This window comes from Brevibacillus sp. (assembly GCF_003521185.1).
GTDB classification, from domain to species: domain Bacteria; phylum Bacillota; class Bacilli; order Brevibacillales; family Brevibacillaceae; genus Brevibacillus; species Brevibacillus parabrevis.
The window spans coordinates 1-12424 of sequence record NZ_DOTK01000056.1; the positions used below are offsets into that span (position 1 = coordinate 1).

11 protein-coding genes are annotated in these 12424 nt (G+C 52.6%); 7 read left to right on the forward strand and 4 right to left on the reverse strand.

Annotated elements, in window-relative coordinates:
• From DEP07_RS17515 to DEP07_RS17535, 5 genes are all read left to right on the forward strand, one after another.
• The coding region (locus DEP07_RS17515; RefSeq protein WP_287102807.1) for a hypothetical protein at positions 1 to 370 on the forward strand (370 nt) is incomplete at its 5' end.
• Positions 306 to 980 carry a response regulator transcription factor gene (locus DEP07_RS17520; protein ID WP_122966695.1) on the forward strand — a complete coding sequence of 225 codons (675 nt, stop codon included), beginning with the start codon at positions 306 to 308 and terminating at the stop codon, positions 978 to 980. The genes DEP07_RS17515 and DEP07_RS17520, both read left to right, overlap by 65 nt.
• Positions 980 to 2269 (forward strand): sensor histidine kinase, encoded by a 1290-nt coding sequence (locus DEP07_RS17525; RefSeq protein WP_122966694.1) that lies wholly within the window; start codon positions 980 to 982, stop codon positions 2267 to 2269. Before DEP07_RS17520 ends, DEP07_RS17525 begins: the two co-directional genes overlap by 1 nt.
• 145 nt (positions 2270 to 2414) lie before the next feature.
• Positions 2415 to 2708 carry a HesB/YadR/YfhF family protein gene (locus DEP07_RS17530; RefSeq protein WP_173597943.1) on the forward strand — a complete coding sequence of 98 codons (294 nt, stop codon included), beginning with the start codon at positions 2415 to 2417 and terminating at the stop codon, positions 2706 to 2708.
• A 115-nt stretch (positions 2709 to 2823) separates the two neighbouring features.
• Positions 2824 to 3732, forward strand: coding sequence for a hypothetical protein (locus DEP07_RS17535; protein ID WP_173599964.1), 909 nt, complete (start codon positions 2824 to 2826; stop codon positions 3730 to 3732).
• A gap of 66 nt (positions 3733 to 3798) precedes the next feature.
• Here the strand turns inward: DEP07_RS17535 and menC are convergent, their stop codons facing one another.
• The 4 genes from menC to DEP07_RS17555 form a co-directional block, all read right to left on the reverse strand.
• The gene (menC, locus tag DEP07_RS17540) at positions 3799 to 4947 is read right to left on the reverse strand and encodes an o-succinylbenzoate synthase (RefSeq protein WP_173597945.1); all 1149 of its coding nucleotides are present in this window, start codon (positions 4945 to 4947) and stop codon (positions 3799 to 3801) included.
• A 55-nt stretch (positions 4948 to 5002) separates the two neighbouring features.
• Positions 5003 to 6145, reverse strand: coding sequence for a M20 peptidase aminoacylase family protein (locus DEP07_RS17545; protein ID WP_122966690.1), 1143 nt, complete (start codon positions 6143 to 6145; stop codon positions 5003 to 5005).
• Between the two features lie 72 nt (positions 6146 to 6217).
• Positions 6218 to 7639 carry a YfcC family protein gene (locus DEP07_RS17550; RefSeq protein ID WP_122966703.1) on the reverse strand — a complete coding sequence of 474 codons (1422 nt, stop codon included), beginning with the start codon at positions 7637 to 7639 and terminating at the stop codon, positions 6218 to 6220.
• 180 nt (positions 7640 to 7819) lie between these two features.
• Positions 7820 to 9844: a sigma-54 interaction domain-containing protein gene (locus DEP07_RS17555; RefSeq protein ID WP_122966689.1), complete on the reverse strand. Its 2025-nt coding sequence runs from the start codon at positions 9842 to 9844 to the stop codon at positions 7820 to 7822.
• Positions 9845 to 10018: 174 nt separating this feature from the next.
• Between DEP07_RS17555 and DEP07_RS17560 the strand changes: the two genes are divergently transcribed.
• Both DEP07_RS17560 and DEP07_RS17565 read left to right on the forward strand, forming a co-directional pair.
• Positions 10019 to 10690 (forward strand): LytTR family DNA-binding domain-containing protein, encoded by a 672-nt coding sequence (locus DEP07_RS17560; RefSeq protein ID WP_122966688.1) that lies wholly within the window; start codon positions 10019 to 10021, stop codon positions 10688 to 10690.
• Between the two features lie 150 nt (positions 10691 to 10840).
• A complete protein-coding gene (locus DEP07_RS17565; RefSeq protein WP_122966687.1) occupies positions 10841 to 12352 on the forward strand; it encodes an acetyl-CoA hydrolase/transferase family protein in 1512 nt (503 codons plus the stop codon).
• Positions 12353 to 12424 lie beyond the last annotated feature (72 nt).

Consider the following 12424-nt stretch of genomic DNA (forward strand, 5'->3'; position numbering starts at 1 on the left):
ATTCAGTTTTGAAGGAACAAGCAGAAAAGCTGTATTCTCGATTACTTTTGCGAGTAATGGAGAATGCAGCTTTTTTTGTTTGCGCGTATTTGCAAAAAACGATGGTCTGTTTCTTTTTTCAAATCCAATTCAAAAAAAGGCGTGCTGTAATGAAAGTGTCTGTCTATTTATGTGCATTGTGATTCCAGCTGTTTATGCTATGCTGGATGAAATAGTGATTCATGCTGAAAACGGCAGAGGAACATGGAACAAGAAGTCGCAACGGATACGCACACAGCTAGCACTTTTCATGAAAGGGGATTTCCATGCTGATTCTTGCAGTCGAAGACGAACAAGCCCTGTTACAGACTATTGCTGGCGTTTTGAGTGATGAAGGCTATCAGGTAGATACGGCTGATCGGGGAGATGACGGCTTGTTGCTGGCGCAGCGAGACATCTACGATTTGCTGGTGCTCGATATCATGATGCCCGGTATGGATGGCCTGACTCTGGTAAAAACGCTTCGTGCCAAAGGAATTATGACACCTGTTTTGTTCCTGACAGCAAAGGACAGCGTCAAGGCAAGAGTGGAAGGACTGGATGCAGGAGCTGACGATTATCTGGTCAAGCCGTTTGCTGCGGAAGAGCTGACAGCGAGAGCGAGAGCTTTGCTGCGCCGCAATGGGAAGACGGGTACGGAAGGCGAAATGACATACGGTCCCATTTCTTTAAAAGTAAATGAATACGACGGTTTCGTGGATGATGAGCCGATGAAGCTGACGACCAAGGAGTACGAACTGCTCAAGTATTTTCTGCAAAATCGGGAGCAAATCTTGACGCGTCAGCAAATTTTTGACCGTGTATGGGGAATTGACTCAGAAGCGAATTACGGGGTAGTTGATTTGTACGTCCACTATTTGCGCAAAAAGCTGGGAGCGTACGAAAGCTTTATCCGCACGATCCGCAACGTGGGCTATATTTTGAAAAAGGAAGAACGTTAATGTTTCGAAAAACGCGGATTCGCCTGGTGACACTGAATGTCATCGTGGTATTTCTGCTGCTCAACCTGCTAGGAGGCGCTGTTTACTACACGATGAAGTATCGGCTTTACTCGCAAGTAGACCGCGAACTGGAAAAAGTGAGTCAGCGTCTTACCGTAGATCCCTTGCCTCGCTTGCAGCGAATGGACGATGAATCTTTTCCGTACAACCGGATGGAGCGAAAAAAGTATATCGACCTGGAGCGCAGGTACACGTTGCTCGTCTGGGACAGCTTTGGTCAAGTGATGGGAACAGCCTTTGGAGATCGGCTGGAGCCGGAGGATTTCCCCGAGTTTCTGCACATCGACAAACCAGACGGGACTGAGACGGTATCCATCAGAGGCCAGATGTATCGGGTACAGACAGTAACTGTGCCCAAAAAAGTCGTCGTGGGCGATCGAGTGCAAATCGCCTATCAGTTTCAATTGATCTACAATCTCGCACCTGAGCAAAACATGCTGAGCAGCTTGTTGTACGTCGTCGTGATCGGTGGTGCTGTCAGCGTCGTCATTGCCATCGTGGCGGGCTGGTTTTTGGCAAGGCGCGCGCTTATTCCGATCCAGGTTTCGTGGGAAAAGCAGCAGCAGTTCATCGCCGATGCCTCGCATGAGCTGCGCACTCCGTTGACCGCGATCATGGTCAATCTGGAGCGCCTGTTTCGCCACCCGGACCATACGATAGAGCAGGAAAGCGAGAAAATCATGATTGGCATGCAGGAGGCGAAGCGGCTGAGCAAGCTGGTGGCTGATTTGCTGACCTTGGCTCGCAGCGATTCCAACGAGCTGCAAATCATGAGCAAACGCATCCGTCTGGACGAGGTCGTGCAAAAATGCACACAGGTGTTTACCCAGCTTGCGATCGTAAAAGAAATCAGCCTGGAGACGAACATCGAAGGGCCGCTGGAAATTGCCGGAGATGAAGAGCGTCTGCATCAGTTGCTGGTCATTTTGCTGGACAACGCCCTCAAGTACACAAACAAAGGCGGCAGCATTTACGTTTCTTGCAAAAAAGACGGGAACCGCGTCGCCATCCTGGTAAAAGACAGCGGAATCGGCATTTCCAAAGAAAACATTCCGTATTTGTTCGACCGTTTCTTCCGCGTGGACAAAATGCGCTCCCGCTCCACAGAAGGCACGGGATTGGGCCTGTCCATCGCCAAATGGATTGTGGACGCCCACCATGGCAAAATTCACGTGAGCAGCGAGGAAGGCATAGGAACCAGCTTTTTGGTTACACTTCCAGTAAAGTAAACAGAGGAACAGAGGCAGAACCGATTTCCACTTCAAGGGAATCGGTTTTTCTTTTGCACAAGGATAAAGTGCTGATAGTATACTTTTTTGCTTTACATATTTAGAAAGTAAGGTAAACTACAAGGGAAGAGAGGAGTGGCGTTTGATGAAGATGACGGTAACGGAAGCAGCTGTAGCGTGGTTTAAAGAAGAGTGGGGCTGCCAAGAGGGCGACAGCATTCGCTTTTTTGTCCGATATGGAGGGGTAAGCACGGTTCAGGATTCCTTTTCCATGGGGATCGCCAAAGAACTGCCGAACGAAATCGGACTGTCTACCGTAATAGATGGCATTACTTTTTATATGGAACAAGACGAGTTGTGGTATATGAACGGAAAAGGACTGATCGTGGACTACCGTCCAGCGACTGACGAAGTCGATTTCCGTCTGGATGAACAATAATGATGAGAAGCAAATGACTCCGCGAGATGGAGTCATTTTTATTTTTACACTTAACAAACTAAAATATATGTTATATTATAAATGCAAGATCCAATTGGTAAAAGGAGGATGTTACATGCGGTTACTCGATTCGTATTTGGAGCTAGGCTTGGTGGGAATGGCGCGCGCGGCGCAAGAAGGATGGTTCGAGGGTCATTACGGTGCGGCATTGCTGGCAGGCTACTACATGAATCAGGAGCATGATTTGCCTCGTCACGTAATAGAGGGGATTGAGCGAACCTGTGAAGCTTTCCGGAAATTGAAGCCGGAATGGTTCGCCCCGTTGGACCAGGAAGAAGAAGCTGATCCCGCCTTGCTGGACAGCGTCATTTACAGACTCAAGCAAAATACGCAGCAGCTGCGCACCTCCGGACATGGTTTGGCATTGGGCGTGCTGGCATTGAAAGCGCTCAAGGAACGTCCCGATCTGATCCGTCCGAGCATTGTCAGCGGGCTGGTTGAATTGCTGAAAAGGACAAAAGAAGACAGACCAACCCGCTATTGGGGCATCGCCAACTATTTTGCGATCAGGACGGAGGACGTGGCTTCGGAAGTGGCGCCATACGACACGACCGACGAGATGGCGGTCAGGACGTTTGACGAGCTACATACAGTCATCCCTGGGCGGGTGATTGATGGGCAGCGCTATCACTTTGCAGGCGAGGTCGTCCACAGCGTGACGCATGCCCAGGCTTTGACTGAGTTGGAGCGTTTCGGCTACGGAGAGATGGTCAAGGCGGGAATCGCCAATCATCGGATTCAAACCTATCTCGACCGTCAGCGACCGGAGTTTGTGCTGGAGGATGAAGTAAAAGAGCCAGCTTTTGCCGAGATTTTCGCGCCGGCGTATTGGGAGAAGACGTATAGCGACCCTCACGCGCTAAAGCTGCCGTACGCTGCGCTGGACTTGCTGAAAAAATTGCCGGCAGAAGACAGGGCAGGCGCCGAGCGCAACCTGTGCAAGCTGTTGACGATTATGGACTAAAAGCGCTCGATAACGAAAAAACAGGGAAGCCGCTGTGGCGTCCCTGTTTTCATTTTCATCAATGCATTACCAGCCCGGAATGACGGTCGTCGTGGACTCTTGATTCGCGTAGTAGCTCTTATGCTCCACCAGCGACCGGAGAATGGCGGCTTCATTAATCGTGAAACCTATGCCTGCTCCGGTAGGGACGGAGAGAACGCCCGGCGAAGCAAAATCGATCATCGGCGTAACGACATCCTCTGTAAAGTAGCGGTGAGATGGCGACGTGTCGCCCGGGATGGTGAAGTTGGACAGCGAAGCGATGGCGATGTTGTGGGCGCGGCCAATCCCGACTTCCTGCATGCCGCCGCACCAGACCGGAACGCCTTTTGCCGCACACAAGTCATGGAGCTTCTTCGCATCTGTCAGGCCGCCGACGCGTCCGATCTTGATGTTGATGATGCGGCAGCTGCCGAGTTCAATCGCTTTGCGGGCATCCTCGACGGTGTGGATCGACTCGTCGAGGCAAATAGGCGTTTTCAGCTCGCGTTGCAATGTCGCATGGTCGATGATGTCGTCGTGTCCCAAAGGCTGCTCAATCATGATCAGGCCAAACTCGTCGAGCTGTTTCAACATGTCGATGTCTGCGAGCGTGTAAGCCGAGTTGGCATCAGCCATCAGCGGGACGTCAGGGCCAAAGGTGTGACGGATGGCGCGCATCGGCTCTACGTCAAAGCCCGGCTTGATTTTCACCTTGATTTTTTTGTACCCGTCGCGGATAAAGCCGTCGACTCGTTCCAGCAATTTTTCGATGGTTGGCTCGATTCCGATGCTGACGCCGACATCGATTGTCGTGCGTGTGCCGCCAAGCGCCTGGGAGAGGGACAGCCCGTTCATTTTGGCGTACAAGTCCCAGACAGCGCCTTCCAGAGCGGATTTGGCCATCTGGTTGCGGCGCATCCAGGAGAAGATTTCCGAAACTTGATCAGGATGCTCGATGTCGCGGGTAAACAGTTGGGGAATCAGGTACTTTTCAAGCATGTACCAGACGGTGTCGACATCTTCTTCGTTGTAAACCGGAACATCCATCGCGACGCTCTCGCCAAAGCCTACGTGATTGCCGCTGTAGGCGCGGACGAGAATACATTCCTTGTGAGTTTCCAGCCCCATGCTGGTGACAAACGGGGCAGTCAGGGGAATTTTGATTCTTTGCAGATCGACGCGTTCGATTTTCATGACCATCTCTCCTCAGACATGTATTCGGATGAGCGAAGGCGGGTTGCAGGCGAGATTACTTGCCTGCATGCCGCTCAAACGTGGTGAGTACCGTTCGGGCCAAAATTTCGATGCCATCCAGCAGCGATTCTTTTGCAAAAGTCATTTGCGGATGGTGCAATCCGGGTGCCAGGCCGCAGCCCAGCCCCAGCATGGTTGCGCGTAGATGAGGCCGTTCTTTGGTGTAGTAGTGGAAGTCTTCCGCGCCCGGCGTCTGGATCGGCGCTTCCAGCTTGTCTGCGCCAAGCGTCTGGACAATCGCATCAGCCATGATTTGCCGAGCTTCCTCATGGACTTCGGCCGCGTACACCCGCTCGGTGATGTCATAAGACAAGTCTACCTCATAAAGCCGGGCTACATGTTGCAAAATGTGTTCGACTCGGGAAAAGAGCGCGTCGATGACAGGGTTCGTCTGCGCGCGCAAATCCAGATGGAACTGGGCGGAGCCGGGAATGATATTGCTGCTCTTGCTGCCCGCAGAAAGCTGCGTCATTTTCACGGAATACGGGATGAGCGGATCGAGATGAATGCCTTTGAGCTGCTCGACGATGGCGGCTGCGACCTCGATGGCATTGACCCCGAGATGCGGACGCGCTCCGTGGGCATCGTCTCCCTTGATTTGTCCAAAAATGGTGCCTGCCGCGCCGTGCATAATCGCCGAGGCAGCCGTACCTTGCCCAATCTCCTGAATCGGCCGGAGGTGGACGCCGTACAAGTAGTCGATATCGTCGACAACTTGCTTTTTGACCATAGCCAGAGCGCCGTTTCCGCTTTCCTCAGCCGGCTGGAAAATCAGCTTGAGACGTCCGGGAAGCTGAATATTTTGCGCCTGCAAGACCATGAGCACTCCCAGCACCATCGTCATGTGGGCATCGTGCCCGCAAGAGTGGTTGGCCTGGAAGACGCCGTTTACTTCTTGCCAGAGAGCGTCCATGTCAGCCCGCACGCCGACCGTCAATCCGCCCGGGGTCAAGTTTCCCCACTCAGCTACTACGCCTGTCACATCGTCAAAAGTAGTGACCCGGCAATGGTGCTCTTGCAAAAAGCGGGCGATATAAGCGGTCGTCTCGACTTCCTGCCAGCTAACCTCAGGATGTTGGTGCAAGTGCTCATACAGAGAAAAAATGGCGGGCTGCAATTGTTCGATAGTTGTGCGCATGGTTCCTCCATAGGTTTACGACCGGGGCTGCGCCACGTCATGGCCCAGCCAGTCAATTGGCAAAAATCGTGTCTAGGAAACGCCGATGGTGACAGCAACGATCAGAGCGACAGCGGCGATGAGTGCCCAGCCCAACAGCAGCTTCCAGATGAATTTGACCCATTTCTCGTACGGGATGCCTGCGACAGCCAAGTAGCCCATCAGTGCCGAAGAAGTCGGGATGATCGAGTTGGTCACCGCATCACCGTACTGGAACGCAAGAACGGCGATCTGGCGCTGAATGCCAAGCAGGTCTGCAATCGGCACCATGATCGGCATCGTTGTCGCAGCCTGGCCGCTTCCGGACGAAATGAACAGGTTGAGCACCGCTTGAATCAGGAACATAGCCAGTACGTTGATCGCATCCGGCAAATGGCCGATGGCGGAAGTCAGGGCGTAAATCATCGTATCGATAATTTTTCCTTCTTCCAGCACGACGGTGATCGCCCGGGCAAAGCCGACGATCAGGGCGCCGAAGGTAACGGCTTTGGCGCCAGCGACAAAGGAGTCAAACAGCTTGTCTACATTCAGGCCGCCGACAAGCCCGGCAACCAGACCCATGATTAAAAACGAAGCCGTCAGTTCAGTCAGGAACCATTCGTACTCGAACACGCCGTAGACGTTGAAGGACAGCCCACAGACCATCACCAAAAAGACAAGCTTGTGGCGTCCGTTGAGGTCTGGAATCTCGACAGCGACCTGATCGGTGCTTTCCTGTTTTTCGATCGAGTAAATCACGCTTTGGGTCGGGTCAGCTTTGACACGGTAGGCATAGCGCATGACGTACCAGATGGCAAAGCCGAGGACGAAAACGTAAACTACGGCGCGGAAAGTCAAGCCGGAGAAGAGCGGCAGTTGCGCCAGAGATTGTGCTACCCCTACCGTGAACGGGTTGAGCATACCGCCCATGAACCCGGCAGCCGCGCCCATCGTGATCATGGCCGTACCCGTTACCGCATCGAAGCCCATTGCCCGGGCGAGCGCAATCCCGATCGGGACGAAAATGATGCTTTCTTCCGCCATCCCCATCGTGAAGCCCCCGATGGAGAAGAGGAACATGGAAGCGGGGATCAGGAGCTTTTCCCTGCCCTCCAGATAGCGGACGCCTTTGTTGATGCCCGCCTCAATCGCGCCCGTTTGACGGATGATTCCGAAAACGCCGCTGACGATGAAGATGTAGAAGATGATTTGCGAGCCTTTTTGCATGCCCTCCGGAATCGCTTTGAACATGTCAAAAAATCCGACAGGACTGCTTTCGACAGGGTGGTAGCTGCCGTTCACGACAATCGTTTTACCCGAGGCTGCGTCCTTGACGCGTTCGAACTCGCCAGTAGGGAGCACGTAAGAAGCAAGCGCTGCCAAAATAATGATGATAAAGAGAATGGCATAAGTGTGTGGGACCGAAAAACGTTTCTTGGCTGGCGTTGCTTGAGGAGAAGGATGTTGTGTAGCCATGAGGTCACCTCGCTTTTTTTGGCTTTTTATAAGCAAGTGGCATGCCAAGTGTCGAAAATTCACGAAAAAAGGCGTTTTCATCGGACGAAGAAGGTGCTCCTCCAATAGAAAACGCACTCTTTAGGAATGTTTATTAGGATTTATTCGACCTAATACATCCTAATATTCAAAAATCTTTCCCTAGATTTTCCCATGCTTCCTCAGCACCTCGATGCCGTCTCGCGTTATCAAGGTTCCTTGACGTGTTGTTCCAGAGCGCACCAAGCCTAGCTGCTCCAGCTGTTTCAAGCGGTTGCGCAGCGCGCTTTCCGTCCAGCCGTTCGCTTGCAGAGCGGGGGAATGCGCCAGTTGGTAGCGCCCTACTGGTTTGTTGGAGAGGTAATATTGATACAGGGCGATTAAAATATCGAGATTTCGTTCATCGTCAAGCGGCACGACGGCAGCCAGTGATTGCTTTTGAAAAATACGCTCGGTCAGCCTCTTGGGGAGATCGGATACGCCAATGACAGGATGCTCGCTTACCGTAATGGCGTAGTCCACCACGTTTTTCAGCTCCCGAATATTTCCCCTCCAATCATGGGCAAGCAAAAGCTCCATCACTTCCGGCGACCAGCTTTTGCGAATGCCTTGCTGCTTGAGGTGATCGTCAATCAGCAGCGGGATGTCACTGATCCGTTCCCGCAACGCCGGAATCTCGATTGGCAAGACGGCGAGGCGGTAAAACAAGTCTTCGCGAAACGCCCCTTCTTTGACGGCATCCTCCAGATTGCGGTTGGTTGCCGCGATCACCCGGCAGTCTACGGACAAAATGCCTGTGCCGCCGACGCGAATCACTTGCTTTTCCTGAAGGACGCGAAGCAGCTTGACCTGGATCGCTGGGGAGATATCGCCAACCTCGTCGAGGAAAATCGTCCCGCCATCTGCCTGTTCGAACAGACCTGGCTTGCCGCCTTTTCGCGCCCCCGTAAAAGCTCCATCATCGTAGCCGAACAGCTCGCTTTCCAGCAAGTTTTCCGGCAGCGACGCGCAGTTGATGGCGACAAAAGGGCCGTTTTTTTGCAAGGAATGCTGGTGAATGGCGTGGGCAAACAACTCTTTTCCCGTGCCGTTTTCCCCCGTCAGCAAGATCGTCTGGTTGTTTTTCGCCATTTTTTTGCTTAGCTCGATGGCGTGTAGCAGCGGTTGGCTGTCTCCTTTTATATCCGCAAAAGAATAAGTAGCCGTGTGCCCGCGCAAAGTGAGCTGCGTGCGCAGGCGCTGAATCTCGGTCACGTCTTTTAACGTGCAGACGAAGCCAAGCTGCTCGTGGCCTCTGCGAATGCTGTGGCTGCGGACAATGAATTGTCTCTGCTCGATGGCAATGAGCGTGTCTTCCTGGCCCTCCTGCTTGAAAAAGGGGGCGAGCTGGCTTGACTCTTTCAGCGTGGTATACGGTTTGCCGATGATCGCTGTTTCGAGTGGACAGAACAGTTCGACGGCCGCATCGTTAATAAACGTGATCAAGCCAGCTTCATTGCAGGCGATGACCGGGTCTTTTACAGCTTGAAACGTAGATTGCAGTTGGCTGTTCAGCTTCTGCACCTCCGCGTAGGAAGTTCCGAGCATTTTGGCCAACTCGGACATTTCAGCGATAAAAGCGGAGAGATATTGCCGCTCCCATTCAATCGGAACCCCTACCTTGCGTCCTGTATCGATCAGATCGTGGATGCTGATTTTGCGGAAGCCGAGGTCGATGATTTCCACATGAGGCGGCAGCGGAACGTCGGGAATGCTCATGATGATCGCATACTGAAATTCCGCCTCTTCGAACGTACAGCCGGGGTGGAACGGAACGTAGTGCAAGTGATCGATGTTGGCTTCCCGCAAGTTTTGAATGACTTCTTGCGCGGTGACGGGCGAGTTGTTCATGACAGGTACGGTCGTTCCGGGCGGAATTTGCATGAGCGCCTTGATTTTGCGCAATTCAAAGAAACGGTTGAGGACGGTAATCGGCACCGTCTCGGGTACAGCCTGACGGGCGATCGTATACAACTCGGGTGCCCTTGTCGTGATGAAGACGTGTGATACCCCGGAGAGGTCCGGGATTGGCTCGTGGCTGGCATAACCGATGACCTTGCAATACGGCTCGAAGTACGCCCGCAGCTCTTTCAGCAAAAAAGCGAGCGTATCGGTTCCTTTTGCAATCAAGACAATGGTGTGATCCATGGTGCACCGCCTTTTCTGGGAAAACTGTTGCTACTAATGATAGCACAACGGCTGTCCGGCGATGGATGGATTCCCTTGTCTGCAAAGGAAAGACAAGGATTGATCTGCCAGGCGGGAAGTGTGGTTTAATAGAAGGAGAAGGAAAAAGCGAGAAGAGGAGCAGGGGGATTCAGCATGGAGAACACATTTGTTCCAGAGATGCTGCAAATGATCGGTCAAGCTGTGCCAGAAGAAGTGTCCATTGCCATATCGGATGGAACGCAATATTTGTATTATCAGCCTAGCTCAAACATAGACTTGAAAATTGCACCGGGCGATCAGGTTCCGGTTGGCTCAGCGACTCACAAAGCATTGATGGAAAGAGGCAAAGTAGGGCATCAGGTAGAAAGCCGGATTTTTGGAGTGCCGTACTACGGTTTGTCGCTTCCGTTGTTCAAAAGTGGAGAGGTCATGGGCTGTATTACCGCCATCTACCCTTTGCAAAGCGTTCCGCTTGCCAATCCGCAGCCGCGGCTGTCGTTTTTGATTGGAAAAGGGGAAGATGGCTGGCTGCCGATTCCGTTGCATGAGATTGTGTATATCAGCTCGAATGAAGGCAAGACGCTGTTGCATGCGGCCACTGGATCGTACGCGAACAAGTACAGCATGTCCGAGCTGGAATACATGCTTCCGCCGGAGCGGTTCGTGCGTTGCCATCGCTCGTATTTTGTGAACATGGAGGCGATTGGCTTCATTCATCCGCATTTTCACTCGACGTTTTTGCTGGAGATGAAGGACAAGCAGAAGACGAGAGTGCCCGTGAGTCAGACGTATGCCAGTGCGTTCCGGCAACTGCTCGGCTTTTAACAGGCAAAAACGCCGTTTCGCTGAGAATGGTTCGCTGTCTTTTTTTCTAATTATCTGCTCAAATATTCTGCTTTGTTGAAAATTGAGTGCCCGCTCAGATTCCTTGTGCTAGTGTAGGAGCAAGAAAAGATGGCATAGGGGGTCACAATGATGTGGGAGCGCTTACGCGATAAACGAATGGCAGATAAAATCGTGACAGCTGAGGAAGCAGCGAGTTGGATCGAGGATGGCATGACGATCGGGTTAAGTGGCTTCACTCGTGCAGGGGATGCCAAAGTCGTGCCGCTCGCATTGGCCGAGCTGGTCAAAAGAGAAAACAAACCTTTTGGAGTGAACGTATATACAGGCGCATCGCTCGGTTCCGATGTGGATGCCGTGATGGCGGAAGCGGGAATCGTCAGCAAACGCTTGCCTTTTCAGGCCGATCCCGTGATGCGCAAAAAAATCAATGACGGCAGCATGATGTTCGTCGACCAGCATCTGTCCCACACGGCAGAGCTGATTCGTCAGGGAGCAATGGCCGCCATTGATTACGCGATTGTGGAAGCGGTTGCAATTACGGAGGATGGTATGATCATTCCGGCCACATCCGTCGGCAATTCGAACATCTTCGTCGATTATGCGAAGCATGTCATCGTTGAGCTGAATCTGGCTCAGTCTGCTGAACTGGAAGGCATTCACGACATCTACACACCAGGGAAACAGGGAGAGCGCGAGCCGATCCCGCTTACAGCAGTCGATCAGCGAATCGGCACAGCGGGAATTGTGGTCGATATGGATAAAATCAAAGGCATCGTGTTGACGAACCAGCTCGACTCGCCGTCGACGATTGTGGAGCCGGATGAGGAGACAGCTCAGATCGCCGCCCATCTGATTGCGTTTTTGCGCGAGGAAGTGAAAGCTTCCCGTTTGCCGAAAAATCTCGCGCCGCTGCAATCGGGCATCGGGTCTGTAGCCAACGCGGTGTTCAACGGCTTTTTGGACTCGGAGTTCACTGACCTGACTGTTTATTCGGAAGTATTGCAGGATGCGGTATTTGACTTGATCGATGCGGGAAAAATCTCGTTTGCTTCCGGCTGTTCGATCACGCTGACTGCTGAAAAAATGGAGCACGTCACGCGTCATTTTGCCCAATACCGCGACAAGCTGTTGCTGCGTCCGCAGGAAATTACTAACCATCCGGAAATCATCCGCCGTCTCGGACTGATTGCGATCAACACGGCGATTGAGGTGGATATTTACGGCAACGTCAATTCCACGAATGTATCCGGCAGCAAAATGATGAACGGCATCGGCGGCTCCGGCGACTTCGCCCGCAACTCTCGTCTTGGCATTTTCGTCACCAAGTCGATTGCCAAAGGCGGGAAAATTTCCAGCATCGTTCCGTTTGCGTCTCATGTGGATCACACCGAGCACGATGTCGATATTATCGTCACGGAACAAGGACTGGCTGATTTGCGCGGCCTGGCTCCAAGAGAGCGCGCCTTGAAAATCATCGAGAACTGCGCCCATCCGCTCTATCGGGATCAATTGAGAGCGTATTATGAAGAAGCGCTCACACGCGGCGGGCATACTCCGCACGTATTGGAAAAAGCGTTCTCCTGGCATGTGCGGTACGCGCAGGAAGGCACGATGCTTGCGCATGAGCCGGCTCTCGTATAGTTTAAGAGTTGTAGGAGAATAACAGCGGTAAAAAACAAACCCGCCCGGGCGTCGATGCCTGGACGGGTTTGC